Annotated in this window: 18 protein-coding genes and 1 tRNA gene; 9 read left to right on the forward strand and 10 right to left on the reverse strand. The window is 62.3% G+C overall.

Annotated features, from left to right (window positions below):
- Both IL54_RS04525 and IL54_RS04530 read right to left on the reverse strand, forming a co-directional pair.
- A partial coding sequence (locus IL54_RS04525; protein ID WP_076605546.1) for a murein transglycosylase A occupies positions 1–1,162 on the reverse strand: 1,162 nt, incomplete at its 3' end.
- A gap of 7 nt (positions 1,163–1,169) precedes the next feature.
- Positions 1,170–1,823 carry a Tim44/TimA family putative adaptor protein gene (locus tag IL54_RS04530; RefSeq protein WP_037473554.1) on the reverse strand — a complete coding sequence of 218 codons (654 nt, stop codon included), beginning with the start codon at positions 1,821–1,823 and terminating at the stop codon, positions 1,170–1,172.
- 182 nt (positions 1,824–2,005) lie between these two features.
- Between IL54_RS04530 and secB the strand changes: the two genes are divergently transcribed.
- The 4 genes from secB to IL54_RS04550 all read left to right on the forward strand — a co-directional run bounded on the left by secB (position 2,006) and on the right by IL54_RS04550 (position 6,048).
- Positions 2,006–2,512 (forward strand): protein-export chaperone SecB, encoded by a 507-nt coding sequence (gene secB, locus IL54_RS04535; RefSeq protein ID WP_037473556.1) that lies wholly within the window; start codon positions 2,006–2,008, stop codon positions 2,510–2,512.
- A gap of 118 nt (positions 2,513–2,630) precedes the next feature.
- Positions 2,631–4,214 carry a murein biosynthesis integral membrane protein MurJ gene (murJ, locus tag IL54_RS04540; protein WP_037473557.1) on the forward strand — a complete coding sequence of 528 codons (1,584 nt, stop codon included), beginning with the start codon at positions 2,631–2,633 and terminating at the stop codon, positions 4,212–4,214.
- A 13-nt stretch (positions 4,215–4,227) separates the two neighbouring features.
- Positions 4,228–5,232, forward strand: coding sequence for a tryptophan--tRNA ligase (trpS, locus tag IL54_RS04545; RefSeq protein ID WP_037473558.1), 1,005 nt, complete (start codon positions 4,228–4,230; stop codon positions 5,230–5,232).
- 162 nt (positions 5,233–5,394) lie between these two features.
- Positions 5,395–6,048, forward strand: coding sequence for a DUF4136 domain-containing protein (locus tag IL54_RS04550; protein WP_037473560.1), 654 nt, complete (start codon positions 5,395–5,397; stop codon positions 6,046–6,048).
- A gap of 87 nt (positions 6,049–6,135) precedes the next feature.
- On the opposite strand, the gene IL54_RS04555 is transcribed toward IL54_RS04550, so the two are convergent.
- From IL54_RS04555 to IL54_RS04570, 4 genes are read right to left on the reverse strand one after another with little or no spacing between them, the layout of a single operon-like run.
- Entirely contained in the window at positions 6,136–6,822 is a 687-nt protein-coding gene (locus tag IL54_RS04555; protein WP_037473562.1) for a pentapeptide repeat-containing protein, read from the reverse strand.
- Positions 6,819–7,370 carry an LptA/OstA family protein gene (locus tag IL54_RS04560; protein ID WP_037473563.1) on the reverse strand — a complete coding sequence of 184 codons (552 nt, stop codon included), beginning with the start codon at positions 7,368–7,370 and terminating at the stop codon, positions 6,819–6,821. The genes IL54_RS04555 and IL54_RS04560 overlap by 4 nt, the downstream gene beginning before the upstream one ends.
- Positions 7,370–8,017 carry a hypothetical protein gene (locus tag IL54_RS04565; protein WP_037473564.1) on the reverse strand — a complete coding sequence of 216 codons (648 nt, stop codon included), beginning with the start codon at positions 8,015–8,017 and terminating at the stop codon, positions 7,370–7,372. The genes IL54_RS04560 and IL54_RS04565 overlap by 1 nt, the downstream gene beginning before the upstream one ends.
- Before the next feature lie 15 nt (positions 8,018–8,032).
- A complete protein-coding gene (locus IL54_RS04570) occupies positions 8,033–8,650 on the reverse strand; it encodes a ribonuclease D (protein ID WP_037473566.1) in 618 nt (205 codons plus the stop codon).
- Positions 8,651–8,908: 258 nt separating this feature from the next.
- On the opposite strand from IL54_RS04570, the gene IL54_RS25670 reads away from it, so the two are divergent.
- Both IL54_RS25670 and IL54_RS04580 read left to right on the forward strand, forming a co-directional pair.
- The gene (locus IL54_RS25670; RefSeq protein ID WP_037473567.1) at positions 8,909–9,781 is read left to right on the forward strand and encodes a cold-shock protein; all 873 of its coding nucleotides are present in this window, start codon (positions 8,909–8,911) and stop codon (positions 9,779–9,781) included.
- A 224-nt stretch (positions 9,782–10,005) separates the two neighbouring features.
- Positions 10,006–12,639: a glycosyl hydrolase 115 family protein gene (locus tag IL54_RS04580; RefSeq protein ID WP_037473569.1), complete on the forward strand. Its 2,634-nt coding sequence runs from the start codon at positions 10,006–10,008 to the stop codon at positions 12,637–12,639.
- Between the two features lie 37 nt (positions 12,640–12,676).
- Here IL54_RS04580 and IL54_RS04585 read toward each other — a convergent pair whose 3' ends face one another.
- Complete coding sequence (locus tag IL54_RS04585) at positions 12,677–14,086, reverse strand: helix-turn-helix domain-containing protein (RefSeq protein ID WP_037473571.1); 1,410 nt, start codon at positions 14,084–14,086, stop codon at positions 12,677–12,679.
- A 138-nt stretch (positions 14,087–14,224) separates the two neighbouring features.
- Here IL54_RS04585 and IL54_RS24810 point away from each other — a divergent pair, with 138 nt between their 5' ends.
- A complete protein-coding gene (locus IL54_RS24810; protein ID WP_193378815.1) occupies positions 14,225–14,398 on the forward strand; it encodes a hypothetical protein in 174 nt (57 codons plus the stop codon).
- Between the two features lie 55 nt (positions 14,399–14,453).
- Here IL54_RS24810 and IL54_RS04590 read toward each other — a convergent pair whose 3' ends face one another.
- Positions 14,454–16,613, reverse strand: coding sequence for a TonB-dependent receptor (locus tag IL54_RS04590; protein WP_037473572.1), 2,160 nt, complete (start codon positions 16,611–16,613; stop codon positions 14,454–14,456).
- A gap of 123 nt (positions 16,614–16,736) precedes the next feature.
- Positions 16,737–17,669, reverse strand: coding sequence for a LysR family transcriptional regulator (locus IL54_RS04595; RefSeq protein ID WP_037473574.1), 933 nt, complete (start codon positions 17,667–17,669; stop codon positions 16,737–16,739).
- 86 nt (positions 17,670–17,755) lie between these two features.
- On the opposite strand from IL54_RS04595, the gene IL54_RS04600 reads away from it, so the two are divergent.
- Together IL54_RS04600 and IL54_RS04605 are read left to right on the forward strand one after the other, a co-directional pair.
- Positions 17,756–17,829: transfer RNA gene (locus tag IL54_RS04600), tRNA-Gly, on the forward strand.
- Positions 17,830–18,601: 772 nt separating this feature from the next.
- Positions 18,602–19,954 (forward strand): IS1380 family transposase, encoded by a 1,353-nt coding sequence (locus IL54_RS04605; RefSeq protein ID WP_037472266.1) that lies wholly within the window; start codon positions 18,602–18,604, stop codon positions 19,952–19,954.
- Positions 19,955–20,258: 304 nt separating this feature from the next.
- Here the strand turns inward: IL54_RS04605 and IL54_RS04610 are convergent, their stop codons facing one another.
- Entirely contained in the window at positions 20,259–21,818 is a 1,560-nt protein-coding gene (locus IL54_RS04610; RefSeq protein ID WP_337587979.1) for a DUF1593 domain-containing protein, read from the reverse strand.
- Between the last annotated feature and the right edge of the window lie 267 nt (positions 21,819–22,085).

The following is a 22,085-nucleotide window of genomic DNA, read 5'->3' on the forward strand; positions in this document are numbered from 1 at the left end:
GCGCGCCCGCACCCCAGAAGCTGTCAAAGCGATTGGCCCCCTTGATCGCGCCGCCCGTATCCTGCGCGATCCACATGCCATTGGGCTCAGCCCGGTCGAGCGAGAGCAGCACCGGCGCGCCCAGCGGCACATATTTGGGATCGGCAGCGACCGTCCCTTCGGCCGTCACCGGCACGCCCAACGCGCCGATCGGCCCCGCGCCTGTCAGTTCGCGGAAAAAGACGAAGCTCTTATTCTCGTTCATGATGGCCGCGCCTTCGACCGGATTGGCGCGCAGATATTGCATGATGTCCTGCATCGACCCGGCCTTGATCAGCCCGCGATCCTTCATCAGCTTGCCGATGCCGGTATAATCGCGGCCATTCTGCCCGTCATAGCCGATGCGCATGACGCCGCCGTCGGGCAGGTTCAGCCGCCCGCTGCCCTGCACCTGCAGAAAGAAGAATTCGACCGGATCGGCGGCATAGGCCAATTCCAGCCCGCGCCCCGCCAGTGCGCCGCTCACGATCTGCTTGCGCTCGTCATAGGGCACGAACTTGGTGCCCGCGACCTTGCCCCGGATCGTGCGGCCTTTCAGGCTCTCGCTGAACTGGCCCAGATCGACGTCAATCAGGTCGGTCGGGCGGCGATAGATGGGCACGTCATAGCCCGGCTGGCGCGTGCGCGACCCGGCGATTTCCGGCTCATAATAGCCGGTGACGAAGGCCGCGCCGTCGCCGACCTGGACTGCTTCGAAATAGCGGGAGAAAAATTCGCTGGCGCTGGTGTCCGGCCAGCTCGACGCCGCCGCGCAGGCATTGTTCCAGTCCGACCCCCTGGTCAGTCCGCTGGTATCGGTGCGCCGCATCAACGTGGGGCAGGAAATGCGAAACGCCTGCAAAGCCAGCCGCGATCGCTCGCCCGACGGGATCAGGCTGCCGACCTCTGGCCCGCGCGTCACGCCCAACGCGGCCGCGGTGCCCGGCACCAGGGCCGCATCGGTCGGCATTTCGACCGGAAGGGTGGGGCGCGGCGTGGCCGGGGTAGGGCGGATAGCGACTTCCCCAGATGACCCAGGCCGCGACGGCGCAGGGCCAGTCGCGGACGGCGGGATCATGCTGCCCGAACAAGCCGACAGCAGCAGGGCAGCGGCCAGCGCGCCCGCCCTCGAACGCAGCATCATGCGCCGATCACGCTTCGTCGGTTTCGCTGAGCTTCCAGTTGGGATCGGCACTGCGGACGTCGCGGGTAAAGGTCCAGATATCGTTGGTCCCGACCGCATCGGTCATCGACCCGGCGACCACATTGCCATCCTGATCGCGCGTAACCGCGGCGATGTCGGCCTCGAAGCGCAGCGCGATCTGCGCGACGCCGCCATTGACGGAGGCTTCCATGATCTGCGCCTTTTCGATCCGCACCAGCCGGTTGTCGAGCACATGGCCCTCGGCCTCGCGCGCGGCGATCGCAGCTTCAAACGAAGCGCGCACATCCTCGTCGCACAACCAGGCCAGCTCGTCCCGGTCACCGCGCCAAAAGGCCTCCAGCACCATGCGATAGGCGCTCTTGGCCCCATCGACGAACTGCGGCACATCGAAGCTGCGATCGGCGGCGATCAAGGCGCGCACGCCATTTTCCGCCCCCGGTGCGATCAACCCGTCTGCCAGGCGCACCGAATCGCCCGCGCCCTCGGCCATCGGCCGGGGTTGCAGCACCGTCACCTTGGCACGGTCTTCGGCGGGACGGAGCGCAGGCTCCTGCTCGTGTCCGGTACGTTTGCCGAGCACGGAATAGAGCCGGAGCGCCAGAAAACCGGCTATCATGGCGAGGATGACGATCACATACACGGAAATCTATACCCTTTGCGCGGGGACAATGTTCCAACCAACATAGGCATGTTTGCACGCAACTTCAAATAGCCCCTTCGTGCCGGTGCCATTGCCCTGCTCCGCGCCCCCTGCTAAGCGCGCGGGTCACATCGCGGGGGGTTGCGGCCCGCCGGACATTATTGACCATATAAGGACGGACCATGGCCGACGAAGCCGACACCAACCCCTATATCAACAGCCAGGGCAACGGCGCCGACACCGCGCCGCAAATCGCGCTGATCAGCCAATATGTGAAGGACTTGTCCTTCGAAAATCCCAACGCGCCGGCCGTCTATCAGTGGCCCGACCAGCCGCAGATCGACGTCCAGTTCAACATCGGCGCAGACCGCGTCGGTGAAGAAGTGATGGAAATCTCGCTCAAGATTGACGTCAAGGCCACAGCGCCGCAGGGCACCGCCTTCGCCGTCGATCTGCTCTATGCCGCCATCTTCGGCATGCGCAACGTGCCCGAAGAGCAGATCCAGCCTTTCATGCTGGCTGAAGCGCCACGCCTCATTTTCCCCTTCGCCCGCCGCGTGCTGGCCGACGCAATCCGCGACGGCGGCTTCCCGCCTTTGCTGCTCGACCCCATCGATTTCGGCGCGCTCTACCTGCAACAGGCCCAGGCGCTGGAACAGACCGCAGGCGAACCGGCCGGCCACGCCTGACACGCAGGATGACCCCTGTCTCCGTTCGCCCTGAGCTTGTCGAAGGGCTGCACTTTTCTTTGAAAAGGAAGTGTGGGGCTTCGACAGGCTCAGCCCGAACGGGCACGGGGGTAATGCCATGAAACTTGTCCGCGCCCTGGGATCAGTCGGCGGGCTGACGCTCGTCAGCCGCATCCTGGCGCTGGTGCGCGATTCCCTCGCGGCCCGCTATGTCGGTGCGGGGTTCGCGTCGGACGCCTTCAACGGCGTCGCCTTCCGCCTCCCCAACATGTTCCGGGCCCTCTTTGCCGAAGGCGCCTTTTCCGCCGCCTTCATCCCGCTGTTCAACAAGAAGGCGGCGGGCGAGGGCGGGCTGCCTGCGGGCTATGACTTCGCCCAGCGCGCGCTCGCCGTGCTGCTGCCGGTCCTCATTCTCTTCACCCTGGCGCTGATTGCCGCCGCCTGGCCGATCACCTGGGCGCTGTCCGGCGGCTTTTCGCGGCAGAATCCGACTTCGGATCAGTTCGCCTTCGCGGTCACCCTGTCGCGCATCACCATTCCCTATCTGGCGCTCATCTCCATCGCCTCGCTGCTGGGCGGCATCCTCAATTCGCTCGACAAATTCTGGGTCAACGCCGCCGCCCCGATCCTGCTCAATGTCGCGATGATCAGCGGCCTGTGGTTCTTCCATGGCGCGGACGAATATGAAACCGCGCGGGTGCAGGCGATTTCGGTGACCGTGGGTGGCGCGCTGCAACTGCTCTGGCTGATCTGGGCCTGCCGCCGCGCAGGCGTTTCGCTTAAGCTCCAGCGCCCCCGCCTCGACAAGGATGTCCGCGAACTGCTCCGCCTCATCGTGCCCGCCGCGGCCGGGGCGGGGGCGCAGCAGGTCAATCTGCTCGTCTCGACCGCTTTGTCGGGCTGGCTGCTCGCCTCCGGCTCGATCACTTATATCTATTATGCCGACCGGCTGAACCAACTGCCTTTGGGCCTCATCGGCATCGGCCTTGGCACCATCCTGCTCCCCACCATCTCGCGGATGCTGTCGAAGGGCGAGGATGAGGCGGCGATGGAAACGCAGAACCGCGGCATCGAACTCGCCCTGTTCCTCACGCTGCCCGCCACCATCGCCTTTCTGACCGTCGCCGAACCGATCGTGCGCGGCCTGTTCCAATATGGCCGCTTCACCGCCGAAGACGCGATGCGCTGCGGCTGGGCGCTGTCCGCCTTCTCGATCGGCCTGCCTGCCTATGTCCTCGTCAAGGTATTGACGCCGGGCTATTATGCGCGTGGCGATACGCGGACGCCGGTGCGCTACGCCATGCTCTCGATCCTGATCAACATCGTCGGCAATGCCGCGCTCATTCCGACGCTGGGCCATATCGGCCCGCCGCTTGCCACCGCGCTCGCCTCCACCGTCAATGTGGCGATGCTCTATCGCACCCTCGTCAAGCGCGGCCATTTTGCCGCCGATGCCGGGCTGCGCCGTCGCCTGCCGCGCCTCGCGCTCGCCGCGCTCATCATGGGCGGCGCACTGATCGCGGGGGCCAGCCTGTTTGATCCCTGGCTCAGCGGAGCCATGGTCCAACGCTATATCGCGCTCGCTATACTTGTCGGCGCGGGCGTCACGCTCTACGGGCTGGCCTGCTTCGTCACCGGCGCTTACCGGCTGTCCGATATCAAGGCGCTGATGCGTCGGCGGAGCGCGACCACAACGCAATAGAACGGATCATCCCATGCGCGTCCTTTCCGGCATCCAGCCCACCGGCAATCTGCACCTTGGCAATTATCTCGGCGCGATCCGCAATTGGGTGAAGATGCAGGACGAGATGGATGCGGACTCGCAATGCTTCTTCTTCCTCGCCGACATGCATAGCATCACCGTGCATGAGGCGCGCGACCAGCGTATCCGCAATGTGCGCGACATGGCCGCTGCCCTGGTCGCCGCCGGGATCGACCCGGATCGCTCGGTGCTGTTCAACCAGGCCCGCGTCCCCGCCCATGCCGAACTCTGCTGGTTGCTGAACGGCACCGCGCGCATCGGCTGGCTCAATCGCATGACTCAGTTCAAGGACAAGGCGGGCAAGGACCGCGAAGGCGCGTCGGTTGGCCTGTTCGTCTATCCGGTGCTGCAGGCCGCCGACATCCTCGCCTATAACGCGACCCACGTCCCCGTGGGCGAGGATCAGAAACAGCATCTGGAACTGGCGCGCGACATCGCCGCCAAGTTCAACAGCGATTTCGGGGTCGACCTCTTCACCCTGCCTGACCCGATCATCCCCAAGGAATCGGCGCGCATCATGTCGCTGCGCGATGGCAGCGCAAAAATGTCCAAGTCCGACCCCTCGGACATGAGCCGCATCAACCTGACCGATGACGACGACGCGATCATGGCCAAGGTGAAGAAGGCCAAGAGCGACCAGGAAATGCTGCCCGAAACGGCGGCCGGCCTGGCGGGCCGACCAGAGGCGAGCAACCTCGTCGGCATCCTCGCCACGCTGACCGCGCGCACGCCTGATGCCGTCTGCGCCGAATTTGCGGGGAAGGGCTTCGGCGCGTTCAAGCCGGCGCTAGGCGAAGTGCTGGTCGAAACGCTGCGCCCGATTCGCCAGCGCTTCCTGGAACTGCGCACCGACGACGCCGCGCTCGACGCGATTCTCGACAAGGGCGCGGCCAAGGCGGCGGCGGCGGCCGAACCGACGTTGCGCGCGGCCTATGATGCGATGGGGCTGATGCGCTGACGAGCCTTACGGGTTATGGCCGGGCGTGGCGTCCTTGCGGTGACAGGACATGGTTTGCGCCCGTTCGGTTTTCTCGTGCGTTCAAATGATGTTCAGTTGCGGCTTGCTAGAACAGGCCCCAATGATGCAGATAGATTCATGCCTGATACAGGACGCAGAAAAATGACCCGTTTCAAAAAGTTCGGTCTGTTCGCAGCGCCTGCCCTAGCGCTGGTTGCGCTGTCGGGCTGCGCCACGTCGTTCAAGGCCGATGTCGCCCGTTTCCAGCAGCTCCCGGCCCCCGCGGGCCAGAGCTACACCATCGTCGCTGACAATCCGCAACTCGCGGGCGGCCTCGAATTTGCCCATTATGCCGACATGGTCGGGCAGCGCTTGGCGCAGACCGGCTATGTCCCGGCCAGCGATCCCGCGCGCGCAGACCTCATCGTCCGCGTCGCCTATGATGTCGACAATGGCCGCGAGAAGGTCCGCTCGACCGGCTTCGGCGGCGGTTATGGCGGCTTTGGCCCATGGGGCGGTGGCTTCGGCGGTCGCTGGGGTCGCCCTTGGGGCTATGGCTTCTATGACCCCTGGCTGTTCGGTGGCGGCGGTTTCAACGACGTGTCCAGCTACACCGTCTATACCAGCGACCTCAGCATGAAGATCGACCGCGCGGCCGACAATCGCCGCCTGTTCGAAGGCAAGGCGAGCGCCCAGTCGCTGTCCAACAAGCTGACCTACCTGGTCCCGAACCTGATCGACGCGATGTTCACCAACTTCCCTGGCCAGAATGGCGAGGATGTGAAGATCACACTGCCGCCCGAAAAGAAGGGCTGACGCAGCACATTATCGGGTCGGCTCCCAGCCATAGACCCTGATCCTGCCCGGTGCCTCGCAAGAGCGCCGGGCTTGTTTTTGCGGAGCCTACAGAACCTTCAGCCCCAGTTCGCCGAGCAACTGGCTCGCCTGCGCGCGCGAGATCGTCGCGCCGCGAAAACGGCTGGCATCGTTCAGCCGCAATCCGCCCAGGTCCGCGCCGCGCAAATCGGCGCCATCAAATCGCGCATCGGCCAGATGCGCCTCGCGCAGGCTGCACTCCTCGAACCGCGCATCGCGAAAATCGCATTTGCGCAGGTCCGCCGCGCTGAAATCGATGCGCTGCAGCACTTGCTTGCGAAAGGAGAAGCCCGGCAATTTGGCGTTGATCAGCAGCGTCTCGTCAAAGCGCAGGTCGAACGCCTTGATCTCCGACAGGTCGGCCCCGGTCAGCTTGCACCGTTCGAACACAGCCGCGCCCAACCGCGCCCCGCGCCATTGGCTGTTGTTGAGGTCGCAGGCGGCAAAGCGCGCCTCATTCAAATCCGCGCCCACGAAATTCGCAAACGCCCCGCGACAGGATCGCCACACCGTCCCCTCCAGCCGCGCCCCGGTCCAATCTACGCGCCGCAACTGGCACGTCTCGAACGTCCAGCCGGGCAGGGCCAGCCCACTCAGGTCCGCCCCCTCCAGATCGCAATCGATAAGGTGCAGCGGCAACGCTCCCGCCAGCAACGCCTCGACCTCTGCCCGGCCCAGCACCCGGTCGCGCACAGCCCGCTCGGCGGGCGTCAATTCTTCCGCTGCGGCACGGTGAAGGTGCCCGACACGCGCCCGCTCGGACTCGTCGTTGATCCCGCCGCGCCGCCCGAAGACCGCCCGTCCACGGTCGATCGCCCGCTATTGAGGTCCATCACCAGCCGCCCGCCGGTCAGCCGATTGCCGCCCTGCGTCAGCGCGACATTGCCAAGCATCGTGATCAGCTTGCTGTTGAGGTCGTAGATGGCGACATTGCCACGCGCCGTCTGGTCGCCCTTGGTCACCACGACATTGCCCGACGCGTCGATCCGGTCGATCTCCACGCCGCTCGTGCCGCTGCCCGGTTGGTTGCGATAGGCCACCGTCATGCGCGCGGCGTTCAGCGTCATGCCCGCCTGCGTCACTTCGACATTGCCAGACACGACGACGCGGTCGGCGCGGTCCTGCACCTCGATCCGGTCGGCGTTGAAATTGACGGGCGCATTGCTGTCGTGATTCTGCATCACCTGCGCCCCCGCGCCAGCGATCATCATCCCGGCGGCACCTACGGCACCGATCGTCAGCAAAAGGAAGGAGCGTGTCATCAGTTGCGCCCTTTGAGACCATTTTGTTCGATACGCAAGTTCGCCCGGCCATTCAACGTCACCGTCCGCGCGCCCAGGTCCGCTTCCAGATGGTCGGCGCTGAACGTGCCGATCGGGATGCGCCCGTCGACCCGGCCCGCGCTCTGCATCCGTCGCGACTTGAGGTCGATGCCGACATCGCGCGTCGTCAGCCTGTATCCGCCCGCCGCCTCGAACTGCACCGGCCCCTCGATGCCGACCCGCTCGCTGTCCATATCATAGCGGCCCTTCTGCGCGCTCAGCACGGCGGGACCATCGGACAGCAGGATGCGCGCCGACATGGCGTTCAAGTCCACGATCGGCTCGCGCGAACTTTTCTGCACGGCAGACCCCGCGCGCAACGAAAAGGGCTGCCCCTTGCTATCCTCGCCGCGATACAGCGCCTCGGTCACCCGCATCCGCTCCTTCGCCACATCGACCTTATTCTTGTCGAGAACGAAACTCACCTTGTCCCCGCCAGTGAAGGGCGCCGTCGCCAGCAGCGCGCTCAGCACGCCGACGGCCACGGGCAGCCAGTTTTTGAGCAGCTTGACCATGCGGTCATGGCTGCCCCCCGGCTGCGCCCATTGGCGGCGCACATCGCGTTGCTGATCGGCCTGGACGGACACGGGGCTTCGACTTCCTTACATATGCGCGAAAATGTCGATCTCCGGCCACCCGGCCAGGTCGAGCGCGGCGCGATGCGGCAGGAAGTCGAAACAGGCCTGCGCCAATTCCATCCGCCCTTCGCGCACCAGCCGCTTGTCCAGCTCGGCGCGCAGCGCATGCAGATAGCGCACGTCGGACGCCGCATAATCCTTCTGCGCATCGCTCAGCACCGGGTTGCCCCAGTCACTCGACTGCTGCTGCTTGCTGATGTCCTGGCCCAGCAATTCGCGGACCAGTTCTTTCAGCCCATGGCGGTCGGTATAGGTGCGGATCAGCCGCGACGCGATCTTGGTGCAATAAACGGGCGCAGCCACCACGCCCAGATAATGCTGGATCGCGGCAATATCGAACCGCCCGAAATGATAGAGTTTGAGCCGCTCCGGGTCGGCCAGCACCGCGCGCAGGTTCGGCGCGGCATAGTCGCTGCCCGGCTTGAACCGCACCAGATGCTCGTCGCCCTGGCCATCGCTTATCTGGACGACGCACAGGCGGTCGCGCGGGGTGATCAACCCCATGGTTTCGGTATCGACGGCGATCGGGCCGGGGGCAAGCACGCCAGCGGGCAGATCTTCTTCATGGAAATGGACGGTCATATCCTCCCTCTATGGGTAAAGCGGACATATCGCAATCGACGCTTTGCGGCGGCGGAAAGAAGGGGAATATTACCCGCAAAGCACAGTGGTTTGCGCAAAAGGAACGGAACGGGACCGCCCCTGTTAAAATCGTTCGCGCTCCCCTGAAAATTTGATATAGTGATTCCCAAACCCGCCTTTGCGGTGGATTTTGCATGTCATTCGCCCGACATGCGTGTCCGAATGGTCTTGGGGCGAAGCGAAAGTGACTAACAGGGCATGAGTTTTGACAGAGGTCGCCGCGGCGGGCGCGGCAAGGACAAGCGCGACGGTTTCGGCGACGACAATTTCTACGATCAGGGTGCCGGTGGCGGCGGCGGTGGTCGCGGTGGTTTTGGCGGCGGCTTCGGCGGCGGCGGTGACCGCTTCGGCGGCGGCGGCGGTTTCGGTGGTGATCGTGGCGGCTTCGGCGGTGGCGCTGGCGGTGGTGATCGCGGCGGCTTCGGCGGCGGCGCACCGCGCGGTGGCGGCTTCGGCGGCGGCGGCGGTGGTTTCGGCGGCGGTGGCGGCCGGGGCGGCATGCCCGCGCAGGTCGTTGGCGAAGGCAAGGGCGTCGTCAAATTCTTCAACGGGCAAAAGGGCTTCGGCTTCATCGTTCGTGACGATGGCGGCGAAGACGTGTTCGTCCACATCAGCGCCGTGGAACAGGCTGGCCTGACTGGCCTCGCCGAAGGGCAGCAGCTCGGCTTCACCCTGGTCGATCGTGGTGGCAAAGTGTCGGCGACCGATCTGGTCATCGACGGCGAACCGCTCCCCGTCACCGATCGCGGCCCGCCGCGCGAACCGCGCGAACCCCGCGCCGGTGGTTTCGGTGCAGCCCCCGGCGGCTTCGGCGGCGGTGCGGAACGTGGTGGCCCTCAGCGTCAGCTGACCGGCGAACGCTCCAGCGGCACGGTCAAATTCTTCAACGCGATGAAGGGCTTCGGCTTCATTCAGCGCGATGATGGCCAGCCCGACGCCTTCGTCCACATCAGCGCCGTCGAACGCGCCGGCATGGCCGCCCTCAACGAAGGCGACCGTCTCGACTTCGAGCTGGAAGTAGACCGCCGCGGCAAATACGCCGCCGTCAACCTTCAGACGAAGGCCGACTAAACGGCCTCCTGACTGTCCCTGTTATGGGGAGAGGATAGAAAAAGGGTCGCCCCAAGGGGCGGCCCTTTTTTGTTGGCGTTCGCTGCCGGGGCTTCGTGATGAAACGGGCTGCCTCGCTTGCCACGACAAGATCGCCCTCTCGCCAAGCCGCTCTTTTGGAAATCGCAATTGCCACGTCTCCTTATCATTGGCATGGTAGCGATAACACTGACTAGGAGAGGCCAATGTCTGAGGCAATCAAGCCCGTAACGCGTAGAAGCTTGCTTAACAGCGTGGCTGGTATCGGTGTGATGCTGGCCAGTCCATTTGCCGCTGTGATGCCGACTGCCCTCGCAGCCACGACAGGCGATGGCCGCGCCTTTCATTTGATCGATAACACAATTCCGGCGACGATCCTCGTAGATGCGAAAGCAGATTCAGCCGTACTACGTGCTGCTGACAGCTTTGCCGGAGATCTCTATCGGGTCAGCGGCCGACAGCCTGTCCGCGCGGCCAATGTGAATAGGGTAAGCGGGCCGCTCGTTGTGATCGGGGTTCTGAACCAATGCCCCATCATTGATCAGTTAGTGGCTTCAGGCAAAATCGACGCCTCCGATCTGTCGGGGGAATGGGAAGCATTCCGCCAGATCGTCGTCGATCGGCCATTCGTTGGCGTATCGCAGGCGCTGATCATTGTCGGTGCTGACCGGCGAGGGGCAGTATTTGGCACCTATGACCTGTCCGAACGGATGGGTGTGTCGCCCTGGCATTGGTTCGCCGACGTCCCTGTTGCGCAGCGCAGGACGGTGCTGATTCCGGCAGGATCGCGACGCGACCAGCCCAAGGTTCGCTATCGGGGCTTCTTTATCAATGATGAGGACCCCAATTTCAGTGGGTGGGCCGTCAAAAAATTCGGTGGCATCAACGCTGCTATGTACGCGCATGTCTTTGAACTGTTGCTGCGGATGAAGGGTAATTATTTGTGGCCTGCCATGTGGTCGCCGAAGGCCTTTGCTGCGGACGATCCTGACAATATGATCTTGGCAGACGCAATGGGTGTGGTGATGGGCAGTTCGCATCATGAAGTGATGATGCGTGCGCAGGACGAGTGGCATCGGAACACGGAAAAAGGCGTGACCGGCGGCGCATGGAACTATGCCGACAATGCGCAGAATCTGCGGACCTTCTGGCGCGGCGGCATAGAACGTATGGTGTCAAAGGGGCGCGGCCAAAGCTATGAATCCGTTGTTACGATCGGAATGCGCGGTGATGGGGATGAAGCAATGGCGGAAGGCACCGCCACCGGCCTACTGGAACGCATCGTGACCGATCAGCGCGCCATCATCGCGCAAGTGACCGGAAAACCGGCGCAGGAAACGCCGCAAGTTTGGGCGCTCTACAAGGAGGTGCAGGATTATTACGATCACGGCATGAAAGTGCCCGACGATGTTACGCTGCTTTTTGCAGACGATAATTGGGGGCAAATTCGTCGCCTGCCTGCGCTTGGCTCACCTCAACGTAGTGGTGGAGCGGGTGTCTATTATCATTTCGACTATGTCGGGGTGCCGCGCAATTATAAGTGGCTGAACACCAACCAGATTGAAAAAATCTGGCAGCAAATGAATCTTGCCTATGAACGCGGCGCGCGGGCCATGTGGATTGCCAATGTCGGCGACATCAAACCGATGGAATATCCCTTGGGTTTTTTTCTTGCCATGGCTTGGAATCCCGATGCGATGACGCCTGCAATGCTTGCGGCTTACCCCGCGCATTGGGCGGCGGCCACGTTCGGCGATGATCACGCATCCGCAATCGGCGGGTTGGTCACCCGCTACAGCCAATATGCTGCCCGTCGGAAGCCAGAGTTGATTGATCAGGATAGCTTCTCGATCGGTGCCATTTTGCCCGAAGGACTGGACGGTGGCGAATTCGGGGCGATGGTGGCGGAATGGGATGCACTGGAATCACAGATGCTTGACGCGCGGGGCAAACTCCCGCCCAATCAATATGATGCCTATTATCAACTGGTTGAGTTCCCGATTTCGGCCGTCGCAAACCTCTATCGGCTCTATTATGGGACGGCCTGGAATCGCAAACTGGCGTCGCGCAACGACGCCCGTGCCAATATTTTTGCTGATCAGGTCGAAGCCGCCTTTGCGCGCGATGCAGCGCTGACCCGCCAATATCATGCTATCAATGGCTGCAAGTGGGACGGTATGATGACGCAGGTTCACATGAGCTATGTCATCTGGAATGACCCGACTCAGCAGACGATGCCCAGCATTACCCGTGTTGCTGGCGATACCCCCACCGACAAGCGCGGCAGCGGCGTTCACTTCATCAAGCGCGCTGCTGGACCAAAGGGCGTGATCGCAATCGAAGCGCCTGCGTTCGCTCGTTCCTATGATAGGAAAGGGCTAGGCTGGGCCACGATCCCGCATCTTGGCCGAACCGACGGCGCCGTTCTGGCGCTTCCTCAGGGTCGGCCTGCGACCGCCGCGAACGATGGTGTCCGACTGGAATATGACGTGCAGGTCACCGAGGCAGGTCCGGCATCCCTGACACTGATACTGGCCCCGACCCTCGATACCAGTGGGAGCGGCGGTGTGCGTATCGGTGTGTCGCTGGACGATGGGCCGGTACAAACGCTGGTGGCCGCCTTGGAAGCGACAGGCGGCGCGCAGGATACGCCCGGCAAGCAGCGATGGGCCAAAGCAGTCTGTGACAATGAAGTCCGGCTTTCGGCTGACATGGGACAATTGGCACCCGGCAAGCACGTCATCAAGGTCTGGCGTCTAGACGATAATGCGGTGTTGCAGAAACTCATTCTCGCCACCGTCGCTGTACCGGATTCCTATCTTGGCCCGGTTCCCGTTTAGCGGGGGAGGGGTGTTCCCGGTGGCGCGGCCTTAGGCCTCAAACCCGCCGAAACGGAAACGGCGCGACCGTTCGCTCATAACTGTGTAAATCCAGCGCCCGCGTCACCGGCGGCAAGGCCCGGTCCGCGCAGGCGCGCCGTTCGCACAGCGGGCAGGTCGGCCCCACTTCCGTCGCGCCGTCCTTGTCCAGGTCGATCCTGTCGGCATGGACGATCCGCCCCCCATGTTTCGCCTCGCACCCGATCGCGATCACCGATCGGCCGCGCGCGCCCGGTGCGCCCGCTATCCCCATCGCCAGCGTGACGAAGCGCCGCCCGTCCAGCGTCTCGATCAACTGGCACGCCACCGCGTCGCTCGACGCCGCGTCATAGGCGTCCCAGCGCGGACACGCCCCGCCATAGCGGGCAAAGGGCCAGGCCTCGCCATCGAACCGCTTGGACACCAGCCCCGCCCGGTCCATCTTGACCATGAAGAAGGGGATGCCCCGCGCCCCCGTGCGCCCCAGGCTGGTCAGCCGATGTGCCAGCTGTTCGGTCGACACCCCGAACCGGTCGCGCAGCAGGGCCAAGTCATGGCGGCTCTGCTCGCACGCCTGACGGAACCGGTCATAGGGCATGATCAGCGCCGCGGCGGCATAGTTGGTCAGCGCCATGGTGGCGATGCGGCGGCTATCCTCATCGGGCGGCGCGGCGCGCGCCACCTGCGCCGCGATCGCCTCGGCCAGTTCCTGCGCGCACAGATGATAGGCGATGGCGAACAGCCGCCCGGACGCGGGCAGCCGCTCGTTCAGCATCAAGCGCCGCCGGTGCATGTCATAATGGCGCAGCGTCCCCGCCAGCACATCGGCGCGCACCACCTGCACCGCCATGCCATGCCGGTCCTTCAACCGCGCGCGCAATTCCGCCTGCAACAGCGCTGGATCGTCGCTCATCGTCGCGGCCAGGCTCTCCGCCCCCGCATCGATCTCCGCAAAATGATTGCCCGCCCGCGCGATCATCTCGCGCAACCAGTCCACCGGCGCAACCAGCGGCGCCGGGCCGCGCGCCCCCGCGACCGCCTCGCCCGGCAAGCGCCGCAAATCGGTCAGCGCGCGATAGAATCGCGCCAAGGCTTCGGACACACCCGGATAATTTTCCGCGACCTCTAACACCTCGTCGCGCGCGATCCCAATGTCCCGCACCAGCGCATCGGACAAAATTTCACTGAGTTCGCCGGGACCACCCTCGGCCGGAGTCGCGGTAAAGTCCCGAATGTCGATGTCATAGGTATTGGCCAGCCGCAGCAGCATCTGCGCCGTCAAAGGCCGCTGGTTGCGCTCCAAATGGTTGAGATAGCTGGGAGAAACCCCCAATTCCTCGGCCATGCGCGTCTGGTTGAGGCCCAGCTCGCGGCGCAAAACGCGCAATTTGGGGCCAAGATAAAGTTTGCGATCGGTCAGTTCTGCCATATGGACATACTGTCATAGAATGACAATTATACCAAATCTAATCATGACACGCGGCCACTAACCGTCCTTCAAACGCGCAACCCTTGTCCGTATCGCTGTACGCAAGCCGATGAACGGCGCATCTGAAAGGACAAGGACATGACCACCGACACCACCGGCCATCCCCAGCCCGCCCGTCCGCGCGCGGTCTTCTCGCCCGAAGATTTCGGCCTGATCCGCACCGCCATCGCCCATTATCTGCGCGAGGTTCAGGACCAGCCCGAATCGGTCAAATATGCCAATCTCTACCACCGGCTTGGTCGGGTCGCCTGACGCCCGGCCGTCCAGGGGCGCAGGTTGACCCCACCTGTGCCCCTGGATACCCGCCTTACAGCGAAAAGCGCGCCGTCACCCGAATGTCGCGTCCGGCGAGCGGCGCGAAATCCTTGAGCACGCTGGCATGCCGCCGCGCCTCGACATCGAAGATATTGTTGGCCGACAGCATCAACGTCGTCCGGTCATTCCCCGCGAACGGCTTGAACGCCAGCGACGCATTGACCAGCGTATAGGCGTCGGTAGGCGTCTCATAATCGGCGATCCGTTCCTGCGCGAAAGCATGTTCGATCTCCGCCCGCGCCGACAGTCGGTCGCCACGCGCTTCCACCCCGCCCAGCAGCCGCAGCGGCGGAATGCGCGGCGCCGGGCCATTGCCCTTAATATGCGCGCGCACATAATCGGCCACGCCATCGACATTGATCGCATAGCCGCCGACCTGCGCCAGCTTGACCGACGCCTCTGCCTCAAACCCATAATAGCGCGCATCCGCCTGGGCATAGGCGAAACAGGGAAATTCCAGTTCCGCCCCGCCATTGGCCGCCTGGCACACGCTGTCATCGACGATCGCGTCATAGATATAGCCGTCGAACCAGTTGTGGAACGCGGCCAGGCTGATGCTGTAGCCTTCGCCCCCGCCGCGTAGCGTGCCTTCCACGCCCCAGCTGCGTTCCTTGCCGAAATCGGGATTGCCGAGTTCAAATGCCTGCGTCCCGGCATGATTGCCGCGCGCGAACAATTCCTCCGCCGACGGTGCCCGTTCGCTCCGCGACAGGTTCAGGCCTGCGCGCCAGCCGGGCATGATCGCCTGGCTGATGCCGAGCGATCCCGACAGCGCGTTGAAACTGCGCGTCCGCCCATCGACGAACAGATCGGCATCGGGATCGGCCTTCAGGTCGGTATGTTCATAGCGCGCACCCGCCTCCAGTCGCGTGTCGCCCAGATCGAGCGACTGGAGCGTGAAGACGCCGAGCTGGTTGGTCTCATTCTTGGGCAGGAACTTCTCTTCGCCATCTGCCTGGAACCGGCGGGTGAAAAATTGCGCGCCGAACGCGCCGTCCCAACCGCCGCGCTTGGCCTGGATGAATTCCAGGCGGCTTTCCATCGATTGATTCTTGAACGTCGTTCCGACTTCGCCCGTCGGTTCGATTTCCTGATGCTGATAATCGGCCCAGCCCGCGCGCAGGCGGATGCTGTCCAGGAACCCGCCCCCCGTTGCGACTTCCCCGCGCAGGTCGGCGCGGGTCTGGCGCATGGACAAGGTCACATCCTCATGGCTGTGGCCTTCTTCCTCTTCATGGCCATGCTCTTCGCCCTCATGATCATGCTCTTCCGTCACGTCGATCCGCGACGGCACGCCATAACGGTTCTCGGTGTGCGACACCGATACGCCCAGATTGCCGCCATCGCCGATATAGGCAAAGCCGCCCGCCACTTCCCAAGTCTCGGCCGCCGTGTTGGGCAATTTGCCCTTCCACATCCCGTCTTCGCGGATTTCGGCGTCGTCCGACTGCGCCGCCAGCGCGCGCTGCGGCTTGGACAGGATATAGCCGCCAGTGCGCAGGTCGTCGCTCTTGCTCCAACTGCCATCGAGATGGACGACGAAATTCTCCGCCAGCGGCGCTTCGATCTCGCCGCTCACCGTCCGCTCATTGGCCGCGCTGCCATAGGTCGCCAGGCCTTCGACATGCACCGGCTCGTCGGGCACGCGGCGGGGGATGCGGCTGTCGATCACATTGACCACGCCGCCAATCGCCGACGATCCGTAGAGCAGGGCGGCAGGGCCGCGCAGTATCTCGATCCGGTCGGCGGTCAGCGGGTTGATCGCCACCGCATGATCGACCGATGTATTGGACACGTCGAAACTGCCGATCCCATCGGTCAGGATACGCACCCGCTCCCCCTGAAAGCCGCGCAGGATCGGGCGGGACGCATTGGGACCGAAGGAGGTCGCCGACACGCCCGGCTGCCGCGCCAGCGTCTCGCCGATGGTTGTGCGCAATTGCTGGGTCAGCTTGTCGCCGGTCAGGACAGTAGTGCCGGACAGGATATCGCCCTGCCGACGCGGGATCAGCGCGGTGACGACAATATCGGCGCGATTGTCATGATAGGCCTGGTCCGGCGCTTGCGGGTCAGGCGCCTGCGCAAAAGCCGCGGGCGCGACACACAGGGCGGACAGGGCGCAACCAGCACGCAAAGAAAAGAGGCGGGACATCAACGATGGTCATCCTTGGCAACGGGAAGAATGAGACCCTGTAACCAATATGATATGGTATATCAATATCGGCTCGTCGCTTTTCCGTTGCAGCGCAGCATTCGCGCCACGATCTCCGGCAATTTACAGAAACAGAAAGTCCGCCAGCGCCTCGACCGCCGGGGTTTCCGCTGCATCGGGCCGCACCGCCTGGCGAATTTCGACTGCGGGCAGGGGCATGTCGAGCGCGATCCGCTTGATGCCCTCCATCCGGCCCAAGTCACGCGCCAGCGGACCGAAAGCCGCGAACAGGCCTACATTGTCCCGCAGGGCCGCCATGATCGCCGCCATATTGTCGCTTTCCAGCGCTAGCGGCCCCGACCGGACCTTGCCCCTGGCCAGCGCAGCCTCAATCACCGCGCGCATGGCGTTATCGCGCTCCATCGCCAGCATCGGCGCTGCGGCCAGATCGGCGCGCGATACGCTCTGCGACCGCGCAAAGGGATGATCCGCCCCGGCATAGATATTGACCGGCTCCGACCAGCCATAGCGCGACGGAAAATCCGCTGGTGCTTCCAGTGCATAGAAATAGGCGATGTCGGCGCGCCCCCTTTTGAGCGCCGCATCCGCATCCGCCGCCGACTGGACATGCAGGTCGAGCGCGATCGCCACGTCCTCGTTCGCCGCCTCGAACGCTGCCAAGGCATCCTGCAAATGGCCGAACACCGGCGCGGGCGCGGCCAGCATGATGGTGCGGCGCGGCGGCTCGGCGGCAATAGGGGCAGGGGGCGGCATCGGGGCAGCGGCCACGGCAGCGGGAGCCGGGCGGTCCCAATCATCCGCCTTATCCTGCGACAGCAACGTCATCGCCTCGGCCGTCTTGCGTCCGGCCGGGGTCAACCGCGCCGCGCCCTCCAGATCCTCGAACAAGCGATAGCCCAGCCGCATTTCCAACGATGCCAGGTCGCGCGCAATCTCTTCGGCCGACAGCCCCATGTCATTGGCACAACGCGTCAAATTCCCCGCCGCCACCATCTGCGCAAAAAGGTCCAACTGGCGCAGGGATGGCGTGTCCATCCCCGCCTGATAGAGGAAATGCTAGGCCGGTGTAAGCGCGATCTTGACGAAGCCCGCCCAATGATGGCAGGGCGCTCTCCTGCCGAGCGGGTATAGCTCAATGGTAGAGCACTAGCCTTCCAAGCTTGTGATGCGGGTTCGATCCCCGCTACCCGCTCCAGCAACAATATCAATGACTTAAAGAATATCAGAGCGCCGTCCATCCGGGCGGTGGTCAGGCTGTAGCAATCACCTGGCAATCACATCGGCTGGTAAAAGAGGGGGCTGCGGAGTAAAGATTCCCAGTTGCTTCATGCTCAGTGATCGTTGCCTCTCCCTCTCAGCACTTCATTCACGGGCTCGCGAGGGAGCGAGCTGCCAGATAAGCTTTGTAGTCTGCAAGCCAAGGCTCAGTGAAACCATCATTGGCCTTCTCGCATATTCGATCGGGGCTTCCGCATTGATGGAGAAAACCTGCAAGTAGCTCAGGAGGTATATTATGGTGAGAAGCATAGAGAAGATGCCGAGAAAAACGGTACAACCTTTTTGAATTTAGAAAATCTCCGTGAGGATCGATTGCCAGCAGGCCCCAGTAGAAGGGGTTCTGCTCGAAACTCGGGGATTTGGGTTCATTCTCGTCAAGTTGGACGATTCTCTTGATTACTGATCCATCTTTGCGACGCAAAAACCTCTGGATAAGGCGATAAGCCTCTCTTCTATAAGCATTATCACGATTTTCGTACGGACTTGGAGCTGATCGCCTAACGGGTGCGGTCAGGGCCAAGCGCCTTACTATTTCAGCACCGCTATCCCATTCAATCTCGTCCTTAGCCCGTCTTATTCACCGGCGGCATGGGATGGGGTTGGCGGACGTGGCGTAAGTTACTGATCTGGAGTAGAGAAAGAGTGCTTAAATCATCCCTCTACGCCGGACAGAAAGTGCCACGACCGCCATGGCAGATGATAGCCTCCTCGGTTTCTCATTCCCAGCGATTTGCCGCAAGAAAATGACCGCCGCCTTCGACGGCGGTCGGCTGACATCCGATGGTGGCGTATTGCTGCTGGCGCAGGCCGAGCGACAGCTTGGCATTGCGGAACGGCTTGCCGCCTGCATTTGCGACCCTCGCGACCAGAGCCGCGTCGTCCACGATCTCGACGACATCCTGCGCGCTCGCATGCTGGCGATCGCCTGCGGCTATGAGGATGCCGATGATCTCGACAGTTTGCGTCACGATCCTGGGTTCAAGCTGGCGCTCGGCAAACTGCCCGGCGGCGTGATCGGCCTGGCAAGCCAGCCAACGATGAGCCGCTGGGAGAATGCGCCGACGACGCGCGAACTGGTGCGTCTGACAGGCGCGCTCGTTGATCTCTACTGCGCGAGCTATCCCGTGCCGCCGGTCGCGGTGACGCTTGATATCGATGAGACGGTTGATGTCGTCCATGGCGGCCAGCAGCTCTCCTTCTGGAACGGCCATTATGGCGAGCGCTGCTTCCTGCCGATCCATGTTTATGACACCGCGACTGGACGTCCGGTGGCGATGCTGCTGCGCACCGGCAAGAGCCCATCGGGGGTCGAGACGGCAGGCCATGTGCGTCGGCTGATCCGGCGCATCCGCCGCCACTGGCCCAATACCCGCATCACGCTACGCGGTGATGGCCATTACGGCCGCCCCGAGATCATGGCGTGGTGCGAGGCGAACGGCATCGACTATGTGTTCGGCCTGCCCGGCAACAAGGCGCTCCATGCCGATCCCGTCATCGTCAATCGCGGCGATGCCTGTGCCACCGACCGGGCGCTGCAGGGATTGGGCGTGCTGCGCCGTTATGCCGAGACTTGCTACGCCGCCAAATCCTGGGGGCCGACCAAACGCAGGGTCGTCGCGCGGATCGAAGCCAGCACTATGGGCCTCGATATCCGCTTCGTCGTCACCTCGATCGAGCTTGGTAGCGCCGAGCACATCTACGACACGCTCTATTGTGCTCGTGGCCAGGCCGAAAACCTCATCAAACTCCACAAGACCCAGTTGAAGAGCGATCGCACCTCGTGCCGATCGGCCAATGCCAACCAGATGCGCCTCATCCTCCACACCGCCGCATATTGGCTGATGTGGAAGCTGCGGCAGGCCGTGCCCGCCACCGCAGCGCTGAGGAACGCCGAGTTCGCCACCATCCGCATCCGCCTCATCAAGGTCGCCGCCCGCGTCGTCGAAACCGCCAGTCGCATCCGCATCGCCTTCGCCAGCGCTTGCCCCGACGCCGACATCTTCCAGCATATCGCCCGCGCCCTCAAACCCGCGCCGACCTGAACGGCGCGGCGCGGCCGCAGATCGATCCACCCTGTCCAGAAACCCCGCAAACCTCTCGGCCAAACGCGATGAAATAGTCGCCACAGGGCAACTCGCGCTGGCCGCCTCAGCCTGCCACCCCGTCCCGGATTAAGCCATCACGCAGCAGCCCGGTGAATAAGAGAGGTTAGATCACAACCTCAAATCTGTGCCATTGGTGCTGACGGCGGACAGGCCGTTCTTTATCTAAAACCGCAACGCAGTGAGGTCTATTCTCCTAATATTCTCCTGTCCCTGAAGCTATACATCAGGCTGTGCGCACTCATCAATGTACAGTTACAATGATCTTTTCATAGCGAGTCAGTGCCGGCTTGCCGGCATCCGTCGCTTCTGCGACGATCTGAATCCTGTCTCCTGCTTTAGCAGTGTTTGCCACCACAAAGACAGCCTGACCATTCACTCTCTGGTTAAGTACCTGTTTGTGGAACGTCCCGCCCTTCTCCTCGAGCAACCACCAGGTCAGCGACACTTTGTCGCCATCGGGGTCCCTTGTCCTTCCTTTGAGTGACAAAGTTGTTCCAGGTTTAGCTGATAAGGTAGTGGGCATTCCAAGAATGATGATCGGATGATGATTTGCGGCCCCATAGCTTGTCGCTTGGCTCCAGGCCAATCGTCCCGCAAAGTCCCGCTGAGCAGCCGCTAGGAAAGGATGCGTCGGCGCACGGACAGGCGTAGAGAAAGGTCCATTGAATTCTCGCATGCTGACCAGGCGCGGTGCCGGATCGAGATATCCACCCCAGCCGCCAAAACTGTCATCGAGATACCCCTTTAAGCCATTGTCTATCAAATTTAGGAAGGTGGGGGTGTCGCCTTCACCAATGAAGCTCCCCTTCGGCCTGATAGGCGTCCAGATGTTATACCCCTCCCGTTGCAGTTCGTCCGCACTTTTTCCAGCAAAACCGAAATAATCGAATTTATCGCCCGCGACCATTTGCCGTCCATCACCCCATACGTAGTAAAAAGATCCAGCACGCCCGCGCGCTGAGATATTTTTCTGGGTCCAAGGGGCGGAAAAATACAAGGCATCATCTGCGCTTACGGCATCGTGCGCGAAGTAACTGAGATTGACCGCGTCGAGTGTTAATTGATATCGAATCTCTGGCCAATGAGGCTTAATATATTTCGCATATGTGTCATCCTGGTCCCCTGATGGATGAATTACAGCTTTGCGGATGATTTTCTCACGAATCGCATTCCATCGGATCGTACCCTTATAGGTGTCTTCGATGGACTTCAGTGCGCGTGCGATTGTGCTTTGACCACCCCAAGCATGAAGATAAACCGGCGCATCGTCATCGTCGAGTAGCACTGTCTTGATGAGATCGGATCCTGGCGTATCTTCAGACATCTCTCCATCAAACGCAACATTACCCCAACGGATTCGGTCTTTTAGGGACGCAGGCGTGGGATAGCCTCGCTTGTGCCGACGTAAATTCGGATAAACTTTGGAATAGAGGGCTACTGCATCGTCAATAAACCGCTCGTCTGGGTTCCATCTCCACGACGTACAAGGACAAGGCTTCACCTTTAATCGACGATAATCCATCCCATCTGGTACAGCCAGTGTGCCTTTACCGTCACCCTTCCAGTGAAACTGACTGCTAGCGTAGATGAGGCCTTCCGTTCGAAAATCCGAGCTGTAAAGCAGGTACCGCAGAAGGGAGTTCGAGTCGTCCAACTCTGGGTCTGCTGTAATGATTACTCGTGGCTTAACATCAGCCGACCGAGACCGAGGAGTGGATGCATTAAGAGTTTCGGCAAATGTGCATAGAGACACGCTCAGCATGAGTAGTGCTGTGCGTAATATTTTCCAATAACTTTTCATTTGCTATGTAACTCCGTCTGAAAATTTCTTTTTCGCCTACTAATTAGATGCTCTATAGGCACAAAAAATCGGAGATTTAACCAATCAAAAAAATGTATATATTCAATCGTATTCCACTGATAATGCTGTTTTTTAAAGGTTTGCGATGCCATACCGAAAGCAGGTGGTGAAAGTACCTAAATTTCCGTGTCAATCGTCATTACGTAAAGTCGATAGCGGGCTATTTTAGGATGCCGGTGATCCAATGATCTAGAAGAAACGGGCTGG

The organism is Sphingobium sp. ba1 (assembly GCF_000743655.1).
Classification (GTDB): Bacteria; Pseudomonadota; Alphaproteobacteria; order Sphingomonadales; family Sphingomonadaceae; genus Sphingobium.